Origin of the sequence: Wolbachia endosymbiont (group A) of Pherbina coryleti, from assembly GCF_964026875.1 — a bacterium.
Lineage (GTDB): Bacteria > Pseudomonadota > Alphaproteobacteria > Rickettsiales > Anaplasmataceae > Wolbachia > Wolbachia pipientis.
The window spans coordinates 1340067-1362390 of record NZ_OZ034706.1; the positions used below are offsets into that span (position 1 = coordinate 1340067).

Sequence of the window (22324 nt, forward strand, 5' to 3'; positions counted from 1 at the left end):
CATTCCTAAAATAGGAGGTTACCAATGAAAGAGAAAGTAACAGAAATCTTTTGTATAGTCGATGATTTTTGCAATACAGTCGATGAAAATTTTGCAGAAAAACTTCTACCAAGTGGCAAAAAACCAACCAGGACGCCAGAGATTACGCATTCAGAGATTTTTACCATAATATTGCTATATCAAGTGCGACAATTTTAAAATTTTCTATGTGCATTATTTGAAATTATTATACGAATCAGCGTTTCCAAAATTGCCATCCTATAGTAGGTTTATCAGGTTAAAATCGCGGGTTTTATGGTATTTAGCGCTCTTAATGCAATGGTTTTGCGAACAGTCAAAAGTGACAGGGATTTCGTACATAGATGCAACATCTATCGCTGTTTGCCATCCAAAAAGGACCTCGAGAAACAAAGTTTTCAAAGGGTTGGCAAAGATTGGAAAGACTACTTATGGGTGGTTTTTCGGTACATCTAGTAATCAATGAAACTGGCGAAATTCAAGGGGTTACGGTGATAAAAGGCAACGTTGATACCTGTGCCAAATTTAACTAAGAAATTGACTGGATTATTGTTTGGAGATAAAGGATATATCAAAAAAGATCTTTTTCACGAATTATTCGATAGAGGGTTAAAGCTTGTAACCAGTATAAAAAAGGGTATGAAAAACTCATTAATGGCGCTAAATGAGAAGATTTTGTTAAGAAAAAGATCGATTATTGAGACAGTTTTTGGCTCTCTGAAAAACAAATTTGAGATTGAGCATACTCGCCACAGATCACCGATAAATTTTTTGGTACACATTTTTTCTACGCTTGTTTCATATTCCATACAGCCGCTGCATTTCTAAGCTTTACTTCGTTGGCTAATCCGCAACTGGGGTATATAGGGTTGACACCAAGGCAATATTCTTCTGGAGAAGTTGATCGGCATGGCAGCATATCAAAGATGGGACCAGCGGAATGTAGAAGTATGTTATATGAAGCTGCACAAACAATGCTTACAGTTACCAAGAGGACATTTAAATTAAAAAACTGGGGTTGCGAAGAAAAAAGGAATGAAAAAAGCAATTGTAGCAGTAGCAAGAAAATTAGCTGTAATTATGCATAGGATGTTGGTTGATAAAACAGAATTTTATTATCAATAAACATCAAAAGAGCATAGGACAATAATTTTATTGAAAATAAAGATAGCAATGCCGATGGAAGGGACAAGCAAGAACTTAGTTAGACTTCGTGGTAAACATGTTGCCGTCCACTTCCGCCTAACAAGTATGATGCGGCTTGACAAATTTATTGTCATCTCAGACCGCGGAGAGAACCATATGCTACTTTTAACTTATGTAAAATTACCAAGGATTATGGAGAAGATATGCTGTTTTGATTTGTGTGAAAATTATTGTTGACTTATGTGCAATTAGAGAACCTAAGTCACTTTAGCTATATATAAAAGGTTTAAGTGGTTGTATTGATGTATCTTTGTATTAAAAAACACCCAATAAGCAGAGTTGTAAGTGGAATAAACCACAAAATGTAAGTGCTAGATTTTATAGGTGGTACGATTATAATTGAATTGCCGTAAGAATTTTTTAACTCTGAGATTATCTCTTCATCTGTGTATCCATCATTGATTTTTTTACGAATTGCTTCTCGCATATCATACGCGATCTGAGATCCAGATTCAGACAATGATTCGCCAGAACATATTGGACACCTTATTATTTCAAATAAACTGGTTGCTCGTTTTTCCATGCTTTTATCTCTGAGTTTATTATCCAGAGTAAAAGCGTTTACGCCTGAGTGGAATATCAATATGAAAAGTAAGCTAATTACTATTCTCATTCTTGGTTAATTGGATTATTTTACTGAGTTGGTTCATAAAATCAGTGATGGATAACTTTCCAATAAAGCTTGACCCTACATCATCATCGTACTTTATTGAAAATTGAATGCCATTATCAGTTGTTTTTTCTGATAAGGAAGGTACTAATTTTTCGAACGCATCTGAAGTTTTTGAGTCACCAATCATAAACGCGATTAATTCTTTATAATTTGATATAGCCACGTTGATTTTGTCTTTAAATGAATATGTAACTAAGTTGTAATTGTTTACCCCACCATCTGCAGCAAAAGAAAAATTATTACTTTGAATCAAAAATTTCTCTATATTGAAATTAATTCTGGAAGCTGAGATGTCGTTTACAAATTCATAATCAAATTTAGTGTCGATACTAAGGTAACTTTCAGGACTTGCAGTATTTTTATACCGATAAGTATACAAATCAAATCCTAGCTTAGCATTTCCACTCAGTTCTTTATCGAGGTAAAATTGAATGTAATTACTTTTATCATTCACTTCAGTTATAACACTTTGCTGATTTTCTGAAACATCACATTTTAATCCATAATCTTCGTAACGAAGTGTATCTATATAGTCTATCACGGTACTATTTTTGTTGAATCGCAATGAAGATGGTAAATCGTTTAGTCTAACAACAAAGCGGCTGCTATCGTTTGTGTGGCATTTTATATTCTTTTTCTCATCACCATGAACAGCAATATTGACTTCATTGCTTGGTATGTAGATATATACTGATTTATCAAACAATCTATTTTTTATCAATAAAGCATCAGATGAGATGGTTAATTGCTCATTGGAAAATTTTGGGTTTGTCACACGGAAAATTAGGTTAGAAGGAAATCCACTAAAATCATGTGAAATATCAAATTTTTCGTCGTTAATGTATAGTATTGTTTCAGCTAAAAGATTTTTTACCTTACATGCAGAAAAATACCAAAAACCACTATACGCTACAGGAATAAACAAAAGTAAAGAGACGATAATATAGATAAAAATCTTACGCATGATTCCCCTGTTTATCTAATGATATGTTTCTTGTACCCCTTGGTATGGTTACACACAAGCCGTCGATATCTTTTGTGATTTTTATTTGGCATCCAAGCCTCGACGTCTCTGTTAAGCCGAAAGCTAGGTCTAACATATCATTTTCCTCATCAGATATAGGGTTATGTATTTCTACAGCATTATAAAACTTTGGATCAACAATTACATGGCATGTAGAGCAAGCAAGAGAACCTTCACATGCACCTTCAAGCAGATCTGGATCACTTCTGTGGGCTAAATTGAGCAGAGTTTCTCCCTCTGCAGCTTCATAGCTTTTCTTACTCCCATCAGGTAAAATAAAAGTAACAGATGGCATATTATTCCTATTAAAATCCTTACTAATTTCTCTATATCCTACAGGTAATAACTAATATTTGCAAACTCTTTGCAATTCCAGTGCCTATATTTCTTGTTATCCAAGTAGCTCTTTGTTGTCATCCGAGTAGCTGACACTGGTTCCTTTATGACAGCAGTGCCCTCTTCTTGTCATCCCAGTGCCCTGATTACTTGGATCCAGAAAAAAGAATGGTGTCATGCAAGTAGCCTCCTTCTCCTGTCATCCGAGTAGCTGACACTGGGATGACACCCCACTTAACCGTCATACTGCCGCGGTATCTCTTAGCCGCTAACAAGCAGCGGGATAACGAGCTTATCGTCACGCCGTCGCGAACCGTCATACCGCCGCGAACCGTCATACCGCGATTCATTCGCGGTATCTCAGCCGCTAACAAGAGATCCCGCTAACAAGCAGCGGGATGACGATTGTCGTTTAGCCATAAATATTAAGAAATTTACCAAATGAAAAAAAAGGCAAAAGAAACCCCGTGGTGGTTGGCTATTTACCATGTACTAAAATATCGGCGTTTTTTTATTCTAAAACGCTTGATTAAGAGCGATTTAGCTGCTTTTAACTTGCAACTAACCTACACCGCAAGTGTTTAAGAAATTTACTAAGCAGGAAAAAAGGCAAAGAAACCCCGTAGTAGCTAGCATTCAAATTCTCCCTTGTCAATTTGACGTTTTTTGCTGTCTTAAACGCTTTGTAAGCGCGTTTCGGCTTATATAGGTAAAAACCCAGAAATTTTTAAAGACATGCGATGCACGTAGTGCGAAAAATTAAACATGAGACGCCAAATACCCTAAGTTTTTTGTCATTAACCTGCACAGATTGCGAAGATAAATAAATAGCTTCAGTTTCATGATAAGGGGGCTGGCGGAGTTTGTCAAGGAAGTTTTTTGTTTCTATTGAATGACAGTTGTAACCTACGAAAGAAGTCTGTTGTAATTTGTACGATATCTTTATAAAATGGTTCGCATAAGTTATCTAGCAGTGCAACTAAACAAATATAAAAATCAAAACGTCGCGGTTTTTGGTCTTGGTAAAACTGGTTTATCCGCCATTAACGCTCTAACAAAGAGTGGTGCAAGAATATATGCATGGGATGATCATGAAGAGCAAATAGCAAATGCAAAAATGATGTATAAAAAATGTAATTTTATTCATCCCAAGGAATACAATTGGCATGAGATCAGTGCATTGGTTTTAAGCCCTGGAGTGCCAACAGAGCCACATTGGATAGTAAAACTTGCAAGGAGATTTGATTGCAAAATAAAATCAGACATTGAGCTATTTCTTGAAGCTAAAACTACGAACCAGAAGGTAATAGGCGTCACAGGAACAAATGGTAAATCAACCACTACATCACTAATAGGGCACATATTAAAATCTGCAGGGAAAAAAGTAGCTATTGGTGGAAATTTAGGCGTTCCTGTTTTGGATCTAGAAAGAGATGCAGAAATTTATGTAATCGAACTCTCCTCTTTTCAATTGGAGTTGATGAATGAAATTAACGTGGACATTTCAGCACTGCTCAATATTACACCAGATCACATAGATAGGCATGGAAGTATGGAGAACTACATAGCAACTAAATTAAAACTGATAAACGGTAGTGAGGTTGCCGTAATAGGATGTGACAATGAGATTACTGCTGATATATTCAACAAATTCACTGGAGACAAAATTCCAATCTCAGTAACATATTCCCCGATGTCATTCCAGCGCGTGACGCTGGAATCCAGAAAAGAAAAACCATTGCCAACTACTCAGATGACAGAGGGTGGTGCAAGAGATCTAATATCATTGGCAGGTAACAATTTGCTTGATTATAGTGAACAGATTACTGGTATAGATCGAAATTATCTGGATCCCAGTGTCAGCTACTTGGATGACAAAAGGGGCACTGGGATCCAGAAGATCTCGTTAAAACTAGAGAATCATAGCTTATCAGTAAGCGACGTGAAAATAAACCTAATATCCAACGCAGAAAACATAGCAGCCACATATGCCGTATGTAAGGTACTTGGAGTAGATAGCAACACTATTATCAATGGAATCAAGTCCTTTTCAGGACTGAGGCATAGGAATGAACTGCTTGGCAAAATAAGAAATGTGTTTTTCGTGAACGATAGCAAAGCAACTAATGCAAAATCGAGCGAAAAGGCGATCTTATCTTATGAAAACATAAATTGGATCGCTGGTGGAAGAAGCAAAAAAGGTGGAATAGAATCATTAAGCAAGCATTTTACAAGGGTTAGAAAAGCTTTTCTTATTGGAGAATCAACCGAAGCTTTTGCAAATGTTATGGAGAATAAAGTAGATTATGTTAAATGTTGCAATCTAGAAGATGCATTCAGATTGGCTTTTGAAGAGGCCTTAAATAGCGCAGAAGAAGTAACAATATTACTTTCTCCCGCGTGTGCTTCTTTTGATCAATGGAAAAATTTCGAGGAACGTGGTGAAGCATTTTGTAGAATGTTTGAAAATCTCAGGTACAATCACACATGCTGTTTAGTATGATGTTGCGTGGAACAAAAGTTAATAATAGATAAGCTAATTAGGGTTATTCCATTTGAAGGGATAAGCGATGAAACCCTATTAAAGGTGTGCACTGACCTTAATCTAGCTAATAGCTTTTGCAAATTTCAGAATGGAATATATAGCGCTTTGGAGCACATAGCAGAGGACTTAAATAGCTCAATGGAAGCTGAATTAAGAAATTCTAATTTAGAAGATATGAAAGTGCGAGAGCGAGTAAAGTTAGCTATTCAAATACACCTTTCAAACTATGCTAAGCTACCGAATTATAGAGAACTTTTAAAAAATGTTTTATCATTCTCCGTATCACCAAAAAATACATATTTTTCTAGTAAACTTTTATACAGAACTATTAGTGCGATTTGGTATGGCATTCATGACCAATCAACAGATTTTAACTACTATACAAAAAGAGCAATATTAGCTGGAGTGTACTTAAGTACGATACTTTTTTTTATCAATGATTATTCAGAAGATTTTGTGGATACTTTATCGTTTCTTGATAACCGTATCAACAATGTCATGACATTTCAAAAATTCAAAACTCGCTTAAAAGGAATCATAGGAAATTTCTTATAAGCTATTGATTGTTGGTAGAAAAGTACTTGAGCACGATCCTGAAAAGGTTTGTGAAAATAAAAATATTCATGCTGATCATAAAGAACATTTAGTTTATCGTGAGGATAATAATGGTATAGCCTTTCTTATAATAGTCCGAATGCGATAAGATATGTGTTTATGGCTATAGCAGGCCAGTAGCATATTACGGTCTGTTCGGATTATTGTAAAAAGAGCTATACAACAAAATACACCAGTTACGAAGAAAAAGAAAATAAATTTATTGAAGAAGCACATGAATATTTAATAGACTCTGAATTTAATAAAAATTTTGATCTAGGGCAGTACAGAATAAGTATAGCACTTCTCGCAATAGTCCGAATAGGATAAGATATGTGCTTATGGCTATGGTAGAGCAGTAGCATATTATGATCTGTTCGGATTATTGTAAAAAGAGCTATAATTTCTCCGGAAACTTGACGAAAATAGAACTGGAACTCATCAATGAAAAGTATATGCAAGTTCAAGTTAATAGAGAAAGAAAAATTATTCTCGCTATACCGTAGGTGCGTTCCAAGATTATACTGAAGTTTTTATTGCACTCAAAATCTTCGTTTTTCCTAATCTCTAGAATTATCAATGCATCATCACTTAACCAGCCTGAGTGAGCTAGTCCATTCAACGTTGATTCAACTAGATTGCTATTGTAAGGTGGGTCTATAAAAACTATGTCACATTTTGAAATAGGTTGTGGTAAGCAGTTAGCACTGCAGCAAATTAGCGTAACATTGTCCGTAATTCCAAAATCTTTTGCTGTTTTTTTAGGCAATTGCAAATTGTAATAATCTGAATCTACCATAAATGCATGTTTAGCGCCGCGAGAAAGCGCTTCAAATGAAAAAGAACCACTACCACAGAATAAATCAAGTACATTCAAGTTATAAATAGGTTTTCTTGAGGAAAGCATATTAAATATTGCTTCTCGGACAATACTCATAGTTGGCCGTGCAGCTAAATGCTTACCTGTAGTTATTTTTCTTCCGCGATATTTGCCTGCAATGATGCGTAGCATATTAAATAAGCTCCAAAATAATTAATTATTTATACTATATGATTAATGTCAATATGGCTTTAGCAGTTTAATAGAGAGAATCTATCGAGTCGCTTGTAAGAAAAACACAAACACAAGACTCATCAGTTATCTTTTTCTGATTTGCCTGCTGCATTAATTGCTTGACCAATCTCATCTTGTAAATCATCATGATCATTTTTTTCATCATGATTTAGCCCTTCAATTCTGCTTTCTAACTCTAACTTAATTATAGTATTGATTTTATCTATATTATCAAGAAAGCCTCTACATTCTTCTTCACTATACTCTTCACCAGATGCTTTTTTTTCAATAAATAGGTTTTTAAATCCTGCTAGATCAGAATTCTGATCGGTATTTAGTACAACATTTCTCTCTATGAAGCTAAGATCTGACAGCAGTAAGCTAACCTCTAACAGATCTTCACTTTTCACGCTTTTAAGGTCTTCAAGACTTTCTAAAATACTAAACACCTTAATCCTTTCTTGTACAATCTCTTTGTCTTCCTTATCAAATTCAGACAATAAACTATGATTATCTACAAATTTCTCACTCAAAGCTTTATTCAATTTAGCAAAATTGACATCCTTGTCAAGTGATGTGTTATCCCGCAACAAGTCTACCCTTGCCCTACGCGCATTTAAAATGTCGTCGTAGTCATTTAACTTTATGTTGCCATCTTTGTCTTGCTGCAATTTATAATAATCAAGGCCTTTGAAATTTTTATTAGTCTTCATCTTCAATCCTCTTCTCATCTCCTTTTGCATCTGGTTTCCTCATTGGTTCCGGTAATTTCCTTTTACTGTCTTCTCGATTTCTTTTTTCCTCTCTTTCAGCACGTTTTTTTATAGCTTCCTGGGTATTCATTTCAAAAAGTGCCTTAACGTACTCTTCTGGATTTTTTGGTTCTTTAAATAAAGGCTTAAGATTATAAACTTCGTCTTTTCGATCTCTTTCTTCTTTTCTTCTAGCTCTTTCAGCACGTTTTTCTACAGCTTCTGGAGTGTTCATTTCAAAAAGTGGTGAGAGGTTGTAAACTTTATCTTGATTTCTTCTGCCTTCTCTTTCAGCACGTTTTTCCATACCTTCAAAAGCAGATCCAAAATCATCAATTTCATCTGAACCTTTTGGTTCCGTGCCTAAATTTCGTGTCACTTCATTTGATTGATCAGGCTTATCTTCTTCTGTTGGCTGATCATACTGTAGTTGATTAGGCTTGTCTTCTTGTTCTGTGCTTAGTTCTCGTACTACCTTATCTGGCTGACTTCCCCCTCGTAGTCGAAGAGGGTCGCCTTCTTCTAGTGGCTGATCATGGTTATCTCTTACTAGTTCCGTGCCTAACTCTCGTTCTACCTTATTTGATTGATCAGGATTGTCTTTTTCTGGTTCTCTCTTACGGCCTATGGTGTCATCATGAAGCTTATTCAAGAAATCTTGCCTATGCGATTTTGCTCTAAAAAGTAAGTTATTTGGATAACCATCTTTTTCTCCTGTACGGCGGCTAACTCCTATAGAATCAAGGCCATGCTCCCAAGTAAACTTCATAGCATCTTCTATTGTATAGCCCAAATGTGATCCTACATACCCTTTGTAATATTCTAAATATCTATCAATTCTTCTATGCACAATATCTTCTTTATCAACTCCAAATGCCCTGTAGATCTTTTCCTCAAGTTTATCAACGTCATTTTTAGGTGATGTTGCAAATTTTGTTGCTTCAATAGTAGCACCTACAAATTTACGTGGCACATCAATAGCGTATTTCAGCACTCCTCCAACTCTTGGTACTCTCCCCAGCAGATTAGCTGCACCTCCGGCTAATCTATCCGGTAAATGAGTAGCCCAACTGCCTAAAGACTCAAGTCCTCTACCAGCAAAATTTTGCCACTGCTGTTTGAATCCTTCCATTATGCCAGTCAAAGGCGATGCCTGATACATACTAGATATATTGTAAACGCTGAATCCACCACCAGCGATACTTGAGCCCATTTGTTGTACGAACGTGCGTAAGGAGAACATTAAAAATGAAAGCAAGAATAGTATAAAGATTTCCCCTGCATTGATTAAATAACCTCTCTGTATGTCTTGCACCCTTTGGTAATCGCTATTTTCTTGATAATTTTTGCAATCCTCACAATCTTTACATTTCTGACAGTATTCACTGTTGGGATCCTTATATAAATCATGAAGTTTCAGTATTCTACAACCTTGTTTTTCTACCGCACTCCGCACTAAAGATCTTATTTCATTAATTATTTCCCTATAACTATTGCATTTATTTATATCTTGACAGTAGCGTTTTATTATTTCACTAACATCACCTATCCTTTTCTCTATATTGTTGATCAGTAATATAATGTCAGCCCTCTCTGATGCATGGGATAAACTATTTGTTAAGCGTACTAGATCTTTTGCACTGCAGCCATTACTAACTACCATATCACTTTCTGCAATATAGTGGTCTGCTGGATTATCTTTAGTTCCAGGCATTGGATTAAAGAAAGGATAATCTATATAACGAAACCCTTTTATATGTTCACCATTTTTATCTTTAGGGTAATCCGGTGGAAGCGGGATATATCCAGCGCCTCCAGTAAATTTTATTGTACCACCTTCTCTGCTTATCTTTTCTATACCTTCTATACTTTTATCTATGTTAAGAGAAGAAGCTTCTCCAAGAGTGTAAGGTACAAAAATTTGCCCTGGGGTCCAACCAAAGTACTGCTTATCAACGATACAAAAACCACCAAACACCCATTTTGGAGCACATAACCTTACCTCAAACCATTTATTGTAGCATACAGTAAAACCTAACTGCCTATAAAAGGTATTCATTATAATGGAAGCCAGTAATGACAAGAGAGCAAATATCATAATCGACTGTAAACAAAAGCTGATGCAGAATTTTATCCAACCTTCAAATAGACTTTTCAGCGGTGAAAATAAAATAGAAATTAGAAACAGTGGCATAATGGCTATAAGAAAAGCTATACCCATAAAACCAGAGAGAAATATTATGTAAGCATATAAGCACAGCAAGAAGTATAGCACAATCCCTATGAAAATTGCCGGTATCATAAGAAGGCTTGCCCACATTTGGTAATGTAAAAACGCTGCAAACTTTTTCCAAACAGAATAAGCAAAAAATTTATTGAACATGTCCTCCATGAAGCTAAACAACTTAGCTTCATCTCCTTGAGCAATACTTCCGGTGTTCATGTTGGGAGCAAAGTTAGTAATTACACTTATTAATTGTTCAAGACCTTTAACGAATAAAACAAGAAAATGATCATAGAAAAATCTAAAACTTCCAGGAGATATAAGCACTATTACTAGAGTGATTTTCATCATTCTGATGAGCATATCATGCTTAGTTTCTCGTATCATGCCAAAAAGATAAAGAAGCGATGAAATCATTACAAATAGAACAAGCAAGGAAAGAACAAAATTGTGAAAGCTCGTACTTTTTTCAGCTATATTTTCGAACATAGCTTGTGCAACTGCAGGATCATTGCTATTAAAATGTTCTTTGCAATTTTCGTTAATCAATAATACACATTTTAGATAGTTATAAATGTAATCAAAAAACCCAAAACTACTTGGCTGCTGCACTCCACTTAAGAACTCAAAAGAGTAGCCACCTACATTATCTAAGTAATATCTATCTAATATTTTTACATATATTTTCCATCCCTTTTTTAATTTCACCGGGTTACAATTTCTGTCTTTTAATTTAGTGCTATCTCTGTCTAAAGTAAAAAGACCGCTCCCATTTTCTGCCACGGAGTTGTAACCTAGATGTACAGTAGGATATTGAGGATCGCGCATTAACTTTAGATTTTCGTTAGGATCATCTTTCCCCGTTTGAAACAAAAGATAAGCACCATGACCATTGGTAAACCAACATGGAGCACCACGTGATACTGTATTTGCGCTATCATCTTCATTAATGCACTTGCAATTTACAGTGCAACTTGTATCAGACTTACTTGAAAATTTTTGTATGCTAGGTTTATAATCATTACAAACTAAGTGAAAATTAGGTAAACTATTATCACTTTGTTTACCTTCAAATTTAGTTGCATATTTTAACTGCTCCAAGCTTTGTAAGGTATAACTGCCTTTTTTAGATTCCTTCTTGTTATTATTACTCCAAGATGTCCATGCACCATTTACTCGCACTATTAAGCTATCTCCATTGGTTTCTAATCCAGTATCTTTCCACTTCACCACTTGGTTATGGTGAAAACCAGAATTAATTTCACCAGTGTCAGGATCAATAACGCTTTCATCTTCACCTTCTGGAATAAAAGCATCATGATCGCTTGAAAAATGAGCGCTTACTGCAATAGGTTCAGGACCAAAATAGTCAGCAGATATGCACCTTGGAAAAGGCATATCGTTCTTACTACAACCTGTGATCAGCACATAAGCTGCAAGAAGTAATACCCTAAACCAACATTTGCCTAAACGTGATTGCATATCTAAACTTTTTCCAAATACAGAATAAATTTCTAAAACTTTACTTAAAATATCTTTTTAATTAGTTACTCCATAACATCATTCATATCTTACTCCTCTCCATTTTCTTCCTTGTTTTTAGCTTTAGCACTAGGATCACTTCTTATTGTTTCATCAGAATTTTTTTGCTGATCTGATTGTTTTAATGTTTTAGGTCTATCACTCGTTGTTTTATCAGAACTTCCTTTAGAATCTTCTTTTTTGTCTGGTTGCTTTGGTGTGTTAGGTAATTTAGCCTCAATTTTTCCCCGATCTTTACTCATTTTCTGCTTGATACTCTGTATCATACTTTGGGTCTTATCATCAAGGCCAACGGTTGACAGCATAGCTTGCGATGCGCTCTTAGCAACTGTACCAACACCGCCAGTAACTCCATAACCAGAGCTAAATAGTGTTTGTACCATAGTTTCCGATATAGAAACAAAAGCTTCCATTGCACCGGCAATAATGAGGTATATAAACGCCTGGATTAGGTCTATAGGTAATGCTGCAAAGTGTCCACCAGCCCTTTCTCCGGTACTGAGTGCAACATCAACGCTAGTGCCAGGACTGTATCCAAGAGGCAGTATTGATTTCATCAAGCACAGATCATACGATAAGAAATTTACGCTAATTAAACATTGATAGCATGCAGAAAAATTTGTGAGGTTATATAAAACTGAATACATCAACTGATTTAAAAGAGATAAAAATGAAAATAAAATGACTGGTTCTAATGAAACATGAGCCAACGTTTTTATCCAATTATCAAACAAGGGTTTAGTCTTTTGAAATAGAATAAATACGATAAATAAAGGTGTTAATGACAGTAAAAACGCCACTAGAACAGTAGATATTACATATTTAAACGTAGCGCTAATAATGCATTTTAAAAACGCATAAGTAGCGCAGAATATTACCCAAAATGCAATAAAGCCAAAAGGACCAGAGAGCATCAATGATAAAAACTTTAACCAAGTTTCTGCTGTGAATAATACTCCTGCTGTCAAGTCTAAGAATGCAAATTTTCTCTCCCCTTCTCCTACATAGCCAGAAAAACTATCAACTAAATAAATGCTACCATCTACAAAAAGTCTGGATAAAGTTGTACCAAAGAGTTCCCAGCTTCTATCGCTAAAGGCAAAAGCTATAAATGCTATCTTGAACATCCTTACAATGAAATCAAATTTACTTAGCTGTATTGTTCCAAGCATATAGCCAATGACAGTAAATATAACGTATAGAGTAAGCAAAGCTCTTACTCCCTGAAGAAGACCTTTTATATATCCTTTGTATGAATCTTTAACGCTGTCACCAATTACTTCTTTTTTCATAAAATCAAATATCTTGTTTATATTCGATGAAATAAAATCATTAATTTTTCTTTTGACAAATAAAGTTACACTATACTTATTGTTTTCGTAATATTTGCCATTTTTGTCCGTAATGTCATCTTTCTCTACGTTGCTTACATTGATACCGAAATATATCTTCTTAGGTTTGCATTCATCTGTTATAGGTTTTTTGTCTTTGCATTCATCTGTTAAAAGACCTCCATCTATTATATAATATACCTTATCCTTTGTTTTATCTAAGTTCTCTACTTTTTTGAAATCATTAGTCTTTGGAGCAGATGGATCCCCTGGAGGGTTATCACCCAAATACACATACAGTTTTTTGCCATTGATATATTCACACGATCTAGTCACTTTAACATGGTACCCACCTCTATTAGCTCCATAGTGACCATAATCTGCAATGGCAAGCATCACACTGCTACCGGGCGTTACCTCGTCATTTACTGGATAATCATTGTTCAATTCCAGAGAAAAATCCTCGAATTTATTGTTATCGCCAATTTGCGAACACATATTATCCCCTTTTGCACCCTCTTTCTTTGGAAGACATTGAATACCTTTAGCGGTATTTTTATCATCAGGATCACCAATTTTTGCAACAAGAGCCTCAGCCCAAGATTTATCATCTTCAGTAAAACTACCTGCTTTAACATTCCCTTCCATTTTTTCTAGATAAGAATACATATCACATTTATTTCCTTTATCGTACTTCTTATACCTTATAGAGGAGACACAGTTCCGTTCTCCTGCTTGACCTAAACCATAGTTCCATATACCCTTCTCAGTATAGCATATATTTTGATGGTAACAGTTAAGCTCATAGGAGGAGTACTTTTTTCTCTCATCAAGACTACAGTTTTTTCCATCACATAACTCGTTCAATCCTATTTTAGCGCTGCGTAAATCAAGTAGTGAACCATATACCCATGGTTCGTTGTCTTGAATATAACCTTTATTAAAATGCACCTTATTATCATATGGGGTATACCCATTGCCAACTAGCACTTTGCTTTCCTTTGCTTTTGTTTTATCAAGAGGTAAAAATTGTATTTTATTTTTTGTACCATCTTTACCATCACAAAAAAACTCTCCCCCCTGATGTACTTCACTCACTGTAGCTTTCTTATATACAGTTTCCTTACGATCATTTTCTACAGCTTTATAACAATTGTCATCAAAATTGATGCCTTTCCCTTCTGGATTGTCGTAATCAATTGTTATTTTTCTGGGAACTAAGCTGAAGCTTAACTTGTCACCAGGATTTACTTTAATTCCAGTGTCCACATAACGTCTATTGCTGCCAAATCCTTTGCCACCACATAGTTCGTTTTTACTTTCATTAACACCATAATTGTTAGGTACACTATTAATATCCGCAGCCTTACTATAATTTGGTTCTGAGCCATCAGCACAAAAGCTAGCTGGCACAAGTACTTTCCTTGGATTTTTGTCTTCTTTAAAAGGGCAAAAATTTACTGATCCATCGAGGGTGAATTTGATTTTCTCACCCTGACTAATTACCTGACCAGAATCAACCCAATGAATTTTATCGGCTTTACGAACTGGAACATCCACATTAACGCTGGTGTTTTTGCTCTGCAACCCAGGCTCGACACAATCCATATTACAACCAGTGATTGCAAGACACAGTATCAATAATAGTGATCTTTTACTTATCATTGCTGTCTTCCTGGTTGTGGTATCTGAGGCGTTGACCTTTGAGTCCCTTGTGGTATTTGAGGTCTTGACGTACCTGATTGTTGAGAGGCATCTCCTCTTTCTCTTCTTTGAACGCTTTGTTCATCTAACCCTACTGTTCCCATTAAGCTTTGTTGATACTGTCTTCCAGGTTCGCTTGCTACATAAGCACCAAACAACGAGTCAGATATTGCCGAAGAAGCTTCAACTAAAGCTTTCATAGCGTGTCCCAAAATAACAAAAGCCATCATAGCGGTAATATTAGGTGTATATTTGGAAGCATAACCATAAAAAATACAAGGGTTAAAAATCTTTAGGTTAATATTAAGTATACATGTAGAGCAGACCTCAAAATCAAATACTGAATACACAATATAATCCATAACCTGACTTATCAGTGATATAAAAATTAAAAGGACCACTGGATGAATTGCAAATCTTGCTAAATTTTTAACCCAGTTTTGAAACATCTGCCTAGTATACGCAAATAAAAGACAAATAATAAAAATAGGTGCTAAAGAAAGTAATAACGCAACTATTGCTATAGATGTAATAAAAGAAAATAAGGCATTAAAAATAGATAAGCTCACTGTGATTAAACCCCAAATCACCAAGCAAAAAGATACAATGCCCAAAGGGCCAGAAAATATAAGAGATACTATTAACAATACTGAATGCGATGACAAGAACCTATTGAGCGGCAAATCAAGAAACTCAAAAACATTTGAAGTAGTGCCTCTAAAATTTGCTATTTCTATTAGTTGTTTTGGAGTGTTAATAAATATAGAGAATGCGTTGTTATAAAAAAAGTCCCAGCTATTATCCTGCAATAGCTGGGCGATGATTCCTATCTTTACGCATATAATTAAAAACTCATATATAGAAATATGAGTTAATCCAAAAAAGTAATAAAGAGTATATAAGATTATATATAGTACTAATAGTGATATTATAGTAGATCTAATGGTATTTGTTCTGCTTGATTTTATAAAACTTTCGTAAAGAGACTTTACAGGACTAGTATCAGAGTGAATTGCGTTAGGGTCTTTATAATTAGAGCCGAAAAATGCAGTTTTCACTTTTTCATCAAAGAAATTATATATTGCACTAAAAGTTTTTGTAGGTGGCTCTTGAGTTGTTAGGTTAATGCTAAACTGACCTTCATTTTTGTAATCGCAGCCATGGTCTCTTATTCCGTAATATATGGTGCCTGTTTTGTCTTTTAATTTTCCTTTCAAGTTTTCCATGTCATGAACTTTGCTGATATCTACAGATATATCCGCTTGATTTTCACCAGGCTTATGCTCAGGGAATTTATCGGAAACACTTATATACAAGCTATTTTCCAGACTATGGTTCTTCGTTACTCTTATGTTGAACCCGCCTTTGTCATTTGTATTGTAGCAGCTCTTGTCATTTCTGCTACATAGACTAAAAGTTAAACTTGGTATTTGATGGTCATTCTCCATCTTATGATCACAACTAGTACATAAACCACCACCTGGAATGTGTTCAAGAGTTTCATTATCCATACCAACTTTTAGAAATGTAATGTCAGTTTTTACCTGTTTTCCCTTTAATACGTTACTAATAATTTCAGCAACAACAGATTCACCACTAGAATTTAAAGCATTGAATAGCTCAATTTCTATATTATTATATTCAATATACACGCAATCCTCGCCTCTACGACCAGAAGAAAATTTACATATACGTCTACAGAGTGAATTTAAAATGTGCGTATCTATCTTACTTGCACTGCCCTCTGAAAGCTTGCTGCAATCTATATTCTCTCCTTGTTTTATAGAGTTAATAATATTTTCAATTTCCTTTTTTCTTTCATCTTGATCTAACTTCGAAAACCAGTACTCTCTTCCACTCAACCATTGCGCATCGCCTATTATATATTTATTAGGACATATCCCATCCTTGCCACCTTGGCATTTCTCTTGATTTAAAACATGTGCAAAATGTTCCGTTTCTTGCTCGCTACACTTTTCGTCGATTTTCAAATACCTGATTTTTGTCTCACTCTCTTTATCTTTACACACTTTACTTCCAATCACACTAAAGCTTATCGTATCGCCTTTTTTAAGTGCAAATGGTAATGCAACGTCATTTCTCCCAGGCCCAATTGCAAAATCTGCATACTGCTTAGGACAAAAATTAACCTTACTAGGCACTATATCAATCTCTGTTACTCTTATTCTATCTGAGATATTAACACCAGAATCAACCCATTTCTGCTCTGTTGACACTATATCTAGTTTTTCACGCAAACCTGATAAATTTTCTGGCTTAATACAGTGATGTTCCCCGCAGCCTGACAGAAAAAAAAACGGTATTATCAGCAAAAATTTTAGCATAAATCCAACTCATTCAGTGCTTTTGTTAACACTCTCGGAGCTACTAGAACCAGAACCTCGAGATTTACTCTTGTCTCCACCACTCAACTTCTTAGCAGCAGCACCAGCAACTCCAGCAACACCCCCAGCAGCAGCTTTGGCAGCAGATAAAGCTTTGCCCACCATTTGTCCAGGTGTCTGACCTGAGCCAAGTGCTGCTCTATGGTTACCAGCAAGTTCAGCAGCCATGCCAGGAAGAATGTTTAAAAAGTGGTAAAAGAGGAATAATACTAAACACAATTTTAATAATTCTCCGATGAGAGAGCTGCCAAACTCCATGTATGTAAAGTCGAATAGACCAAGTATGCTGCTCTTTTTAAAGCTATAATTTTGCATCATACATGCAAGAGTAGTTTCATTTTTATCACATTCCCCATCTTTCAATTTAAACCACTGTTTTTTCTTACTATATGAGATTTCTGCTTGTTTCTTTTCATATGACTTGTCCGGTTGTTCATTTTTATATGACTCGTCCAGTTCAAAATTTAAATTTTTAAAATAGATTTTATCACATGCTATGAACATAAAGGACAAAAACGCAAAAAGGATAACCGGGTATAAGCTATAGGTAATCAACTCTTTCACCCAGCCTTCAAAATATCCTTTGGTGTGTTGGAATAAAACCATAGGAATGAACAAAGGTGATAAAATGATGATTACACTTAAAGCAACTAGAGATAAAATAAATACATAGCACAGCCACAAAATAACCATCATCATCAGAACGGCCATAAATATACAGACAAGAGCTACTAAAATTTGTCCACCAGCAAAAATAATACCGATTACCGAACCTGCAACTAATAAGACAGGAGCAGCACCAAGCAAGACTGCTAACGTTGCAACACCTCCAGTACCAATTTTGCCACCAATTCCATCTAAAGGGGCACCTAAATAAAATAAAATTCTACAATCAAGCCTATCCCAAGGTGCAAGATAACTGTAAGATACCCTCTTTCCTGCACGAGTATATTCATAATCTGTACCTGCTTTATAATTACATATGCCTTTACTTTCAGATGATGCTTTTAGCACTATCTCTGACAAACCATTTGAGAGACGAGTTAATTCTCCATAATAATGAGACATGGTACTGCCTGTTGTGAAGTAAATCACTAAAGCGAATTTTATGATCAACATATACATTTCTTGAGGCCTCTGAACTCCACCAGACATGGCTTTTATAGAGAACAGTATTAAAGCTAAAACTAAAACAGCAGTTACAGTGTTTTTCAGCCTTTTCTGTGCTACAGATATAAAACTCTCACCATTTGGTGCACCTTTACCTGCAACTAAATTATCTAACGATTCCTTAATGCATTGCACTATCATAGAAGTTACGGGAATAGGAGCTAATGATTTACTCCCTGCCTGGTTATAACAAGCTTCAGAAACATACGAGCTAAAACAGCCAGCATTATCATAACCTACAAAAATTTTCCCCCCTTGTCCGTTGAGTCTTTTTTCTTTAGATCTGATAATAGTTTTATAGTCATCATTATTACCAATAGGAACTTTTTCCTCTCCTGTACCATCTTTATTTTTGAATATCATCACAGATTTTTCACACATAGGAGCAAGTGGGTCAGGTGGCAATTCCGTGCACCCCATATCAACCCCTTGCGGCCAAGGAGTCATTTCGATACCAAGCATGCTAACACTGGCTAACTCCACACATAATCTGCCCGTTTTTCTCACTGCTTTGAATGTAGCTCCATGTATGGGTTCGCTCTGTCCTGCTTTGAGAACTCTACATTCCAGACCACCATCAACCTTCGAGGACCATGACCCATCTACGTATCCAGTGTCTTTCTCCCTGACATCAAAGTCTATGTATCCAGGTTTTCCTCTGGAATTAAAGTCTACCTTATTAAAAAGATTACCAAAAGTTAAAGGGTTTCGATGACATACTTCTATATATTCACTGTATTGCACACCATTTTTTGGCCAGTAATAACTCTCTGTACTCTCCTGAACGTTAGAATTTAAGGCTTCTTTTTCTGCTCTTTTCCCGTCATAATCTTTTTTGTTCACGTCTTCCCGAGCTTTATTTTGCAAACAAGAAAAATATTCCTCTTCTGTTTGGTAATTTTCATTGGTGCAGCCACTATAACCTGTGTCTTCTAATTTAAAATTTTTGTATTTTCCATCATGATCACGTGCAACTGGGTGTTTAACAAAACTATGTTCACAAACAACAAGCCCTCCTATCGCTTTCCAGACTCCAACAATTGCAGCTATCATTCCAACAATAACAAGAGCGGTAAACAAACCAGCAGAAGAAACGATCAAAACAATGCCAGTAAATATTGCGCCAACAGCAATCGCTATTCCAGCAAGTGCTGCAGCTGTTTTAAACGCTCCACAATCAGGATTAGAGGCACGACTAAAACTGCCAGTGGAATTAAATCTGCTAACAAATTCTGTCTTGTCAGTACCACTTACTCCATCTGCAAGCACTGGATATGAGAGTAAAAAGTCTATATTTAGTAAAAATATCGCAATTAATAGCAATGACAGCTTAGTCTTAAACATTTTTTACCTTCTGATAAAATATAGGCAACCATACTTTTGGGTTGTCCCCAACTTCATTTAATATATCGTGTAACAATAGAACACTTTCTGCACGTCCGGATAATACGTTGATTATATCATCCAGGCCTTTTAAGTCTATTCTAGCTACTACAGCATTGACTCCTTGTTTCACCAAAAAGAATCTAGTACTCGGATCTGTGTGCTTAATTAATATATATTCACGTTCAGTTAACATAAAAACATCCCGATAGACACTAGTAGCTTTCAGATTTGGTAAAAAAATCTGTGTCGCTGTTTGTTGTACAAGCGTATCGCTAATAGTACTTTTACTTGCATCCTCAACACTCTGAGTAGCAAAAATCACAAAAGCATTTAGTTTTCTCAGTACCTTCAACCAGTCTTTTATCTTGGGTGCAAAAACTGGATTATCTATTAACGCCCATGCCTCATCAAGAACGATAATAGATGGAGTGCCATCAAGAGATATACTAATCCTATGAAATAAATAAATCAAGACCGGTCCAAGAGCAACAGGATCTTTGAGCAAGCTAGCCATCTCAAAACCAAATACTCTTGCTCGTGAAAAATCTAGCAAATCTTCTTTATTGTCAAATATTGCAGCATGAGAACCATTATCATGCCACATAGATATTGCCCCAGCTAGAGTATCAGGACCTGCAAGCCCTAAAAACGGTACGAGGTTTCTCAAGAATCTGTCTTCTTTTCTTAATTTAAAATTTCCTTCAATTGCATCATTAATTCGTGCAATATCTTCTGAAGTAAATTTATCATTATATACCGAAATTAAAGACTTTATCCACTCCATTAAAAATGTTCTATTATCAGAGGTATCATCAAGTTGTAAAGGATTAAAATTTGTTTTAGTTCTTGGTTCTATTACAGTATAGATACCACTAAGTGCTCTTAAGAAAATCTCTGCACCGCGATCTTTATCAAAAAAGAATATCCTTGGAGAAAACTTCATCGCTTGGGCACACAGGAAATTCATTAAAACAGTTTTACCAGCACCAGTTGGGCCAATTATCATAGTGTGTCCAACATCCCTTATATGAAAGTTGAAAAAAAATGGAGTACCAGATGTCGTGTCAAAAACTGTAACGGCATCTCCCCAGTGGTTATTGAATTTATTACCAGTAGGATAATTATGTTGAGATGCAAATCCAGCCAAATTAAGACTACTTATTGTAGCTTTTCTCACTATATAATCGAAATTACCAGGAATTTGCGCCCAAAATGCTGGTTCAAGGTTAACTCTCTCACGTATAGGGTAAACACCGCAATTAGAAAGCTCTGATTCTACCAACGACAGAGCGTTATCCAATGATTTAGGACTTTTTTCTATACATAAAATAGTCAGGTGATGTTGACCAAACGCAATCTTACCACTCATTGCGTCATCAAGCGCTTGAGAAATTTCTGCTATTTGAGAAATAGCTTTATCTGCAGACTGTATCATTCGATTTTGCTGTATCTGCATTTTTCCAATCGCCATTTGCCTGTTTATAAATTGAAAAGATTGCGTAATTATAAACTCGTAAGGAAGTTGTAAAAACGAATCAAGCATTCCTGCAGAAGTATGATTTCCATATTCTTTGATACTAATTATTCCAGCATATTTACTCTCATTATGAGTCACAACCTGTATCATCTTAAGGCCAAAGAATAACCTATGTACTGGTAAGTATCTTGATATTTCAGTTCTTAGCGGAAAAAGCGTATTTGTAACGAAGCCACAATTTACGATTCTAGATAGAAACTCCATTATTTCGCAGAACAAACCATCTGGAGTTTCTTTTACTCCAAGAATTTTAGGCGAATAATTTCTAAGGCTTGTCACTACACGATTTGTCGTTTCCTCTAAATCTTCATACGTGGCACGTATATCACTTTCCCAAGCATGTTTTGAAGTTACATGTCCGAATTTTTTTAGTAGATGTGACAAAAATTCTACTCCTTTTGTGTCCGCTCTACGGATAATCGTAATGTATAGGTCATTAATAAATGATTGCCTTGTTGCGTGTTTTTCTCTCCATTTTAGATTTACGTGATTAGCGAAAAAATTCGGCAAACCTTGACTTGCAAATTCATCAGAAAAAATATTTTTCTTACGTCTGATAGTATGAAAATACAAACTAAATGCCGGAGATGAAATGCTTCTTAGCATCTGATTCCTGATGTTGTTCTGTATGACTAAATCCTCGTCATCGGCAGTTTCAAATGCAAAACCACTTAATTTTATAACCTTAACCAACCAATTTTCTTTTGTCATCAAGGTTGTGCTATTCCAATAGCAAGAATAAGGAATAAATTCAGCAGCGTGAACTTCCCTGTTCAGAGTAGATTTATTCTTTGATTGAATAGCCCTAAACCTCAGCATCACA

Annotated in this window: 15 protein-coding genes and 1 pseudogene; 4 read left to right on the top strand and 12 right to left on the bottom strand. The window is 35.5% G+C overall.

Going from position 1 to position 22324, the window contains the following annotated elements:
- Window positions 1–24 precede the first annotated feature (24 nt).
- Both AAGD87_RS06720 and AAGD87_RS06725 read left to right on the top strand, forming a co-directional pair.
- A pseudogene (locus AAGD87_RS06720) lies at window positions 25–846 on the top strand (IS982 family transposase).
- Window positions 847–857: 11 nt separating this feature from the next.
- Window positions 858–1106 carry a transposase gene (locus AAGD87_RS06725; protein ID WP_182309100.1) on the top strand — a complete coding sequence of 83 codons (249 nt, stop codon included), beginning with the start codon at window positions 858–860 and terminating at the stop codon, window positions 1104–1106.
- A 344-nt stretch (window positions 1107–1450) separates the two neighbouring features.
- On the opposite strand, the gene AAGD87_RS06730 is transcribed toward AAGD87_RS06725, so the two are convergent.
- From AAGD87_RS06730 to AAGD87_RS06745, 4 genes are all read right to left on the bottom strand, one after another.
- Window positions 1451–1837: a cytochrome c-type biogenesis protein CcmH gene (locus AAGD87_RS06730; protein ID WP_182309927.1), complete on the bottom strand. Its 387-nt coding sequence runs from the start codon at window positions 1835–1837 to the stop codon at window positions 1451–1453.
- Window positions 1821–2861 carry a hypothetical protein gene (locus AAGD87_RS06735; RefSeq protein ID WP_338481713.1) on the bottom strand — a complete coding sequence of 347 codons (1041 nt, stop codon included), beginning with the start codon at window positions 2859–2861 and terminating at the stop codon, window positions 1821–1823. Before AAGD87_RS06735 ends, AAGD87_RS06730 begins: the two co-directional genes overlap by 17 nt.
- Complete coding sequence (locus tag AAGD87_RS06740; RefSeq protein WP_077188202.1) at window positions 2854–3216, bottom strand: ferredoxin family 2Fe-2S iron-sulfur cluster binding protein; 363 nt, start codon at window positions 3214–3216, stop codon at window positions 2854–2856. Before AAGD87_RS06740 ends, AAGD87_RS06735 begins: the two co-directional genes overlap by 8 nt.
- 96 nt (window positions 3217–3312) lie before the next feature.
- Window positions 3313–3435, bottom strand: a complete 123-nt coding sequence (locus AAGD87_RS06745) for a hypothetical protein (protein WP_341817531.1) — start codon at window positions 3433–3435, stop codon at window positions 3313–3315.
- Window positions 3436–4206: 771 nt separating this feature from the next.
- Between AAGD87_RS06745 and AAGD87_RS06750 the strand changes: the two genes are divergently transcribed.
- Both AAGD87_RS06750 and AAGD87_RS06755 read left to right on the top strand, forming a co-directional pair.
- Window positions 4207–5760, top strand: a complete 1554-nt coding sequence (locus AAGD87_RS06750; protein ID WP_007549232.1) for a Mur ligase family protein — start codon at window positions 4207–4209, stop codon at window positions 5758–5760.
- Window positions 5761–5766: 6 nt separating this feature from the next.
- On the top strand, window positions 5767–6357 hold the full coding sequence (locus tag AAGD87_RS06755) for a COQ9 family protein (RefSeq protein WP_010082414.1): 591 nt from the start codon (window positions 5767–5769) through the stop codon (window positions 6355–6357).
- A gap of 236 nt (window positions 6358–6593) precedes the next feature.
- On the opposite strand, the gene AAGD87_RS06760 is transcribed toward AAGD87_RS06755, so the two are convergent.
- From AAGD87_RS06760 to AAGD87_RS06795, 8 genes are all read right to left on the bottom strand, one after another.
- Window positions 6594–6761, bottom strand: a complete 168-nt coding sequence (locus AAGD87_RS06760; protein ID WP_341817532.1) for a hypothetical protein — start codon at window positions 6759–6761, stop codon at window positions 6594–6596.
- Window positions 6762–6859: 98 nt separating this feature from the next.
- Window positions 6860–7408, bottom strand: coding sequence for a 16S rRNA (guanine(966)-N(2))-methyltransferase RsmD (gene rsmD / locus AAGD87_RS06765; protein ID WP_006280837.1), 549 nt, complete (start codon window positions 7406–7408; stop codon window positions 6860–6862).
- A gap of 122 nt (window positions 7409–7530) precedes the next feature.
- Window positions 7531–8163, bottom strand: coding sequence for a hypothetical protein (locus AAGD87_RS06770; protein ID WP_010082417.1), 633 nt, complete (start codon window positions 8161–8163; stop codon window positions 7531–7533).
- The gene (locus AAGD87_RS06775; protein ID WP_341817533.1) at window positions 8153–11908 is read right to left on the bottom strand and encodes a type IV secretion system protein; all 3756 of its coding nucleotides are present in this window, start codon (window positions 11906–11908) and stop codon (window positions 8153–8155) included. The genes AAGD87_RS06770 and AAGD87_RS06775 overlap by 11 nt, the downstream gene beginning before the upstream one ends.
- Window positions 11909–11997: 89 nt before the next feature.
- Window positions 11998–14964, bottom strand: coding sequence for a type IV secretion system protein (locus tag AAGD87_RS06780; protein WP_341817534.1), 2967 nt, complete (start codon window positions 14962–14964; stop codon window positions 11998–12000).
- Window positions 14961–17348, bottom strand: coding sequence for a type IV secretion system protein (locus tag AAGD87_RS06785; RefSeq protein ID WP_341817535.1), 2388 nt, complete (start codon window positions 17346–17348; stop codon window positions 14961–14963). The genes AAGD87_RS06780 and AAGD87_RS06785 overlap by 4 nt, the downstream gene beginning before the upstream one ends.
- Before the next feature lie 9 nt (window positions 17349–17357).
- Window positions 17358–19922: a type IV secretion system protein gene (locus AAGD87_RS06790; protein ID WP_213863603.1), complete on the bottom strand. Its 2565-nt coding sequence runs from the start codon at window positions 19920–19922 to the stop codon at window positions 17358–17360.
- Entirely contained in the window at window positions 19915–22320 is a 2406-nt protein-coding gene (locus AAGD87_RS06795; RefSeq protein ID WP_341817804.1) for a VirB4 family type IV secretion/conjugal transfer ATPase, read from the bottom strand. The genes AAGD87_RS06790 and AAGD87_RS06795 overlap by 8 nt, the downstream gene beginning before the upstream one ends.
- Between the last annotated feature and the right edge of the window lie 4 nt (window positions 22321–22324).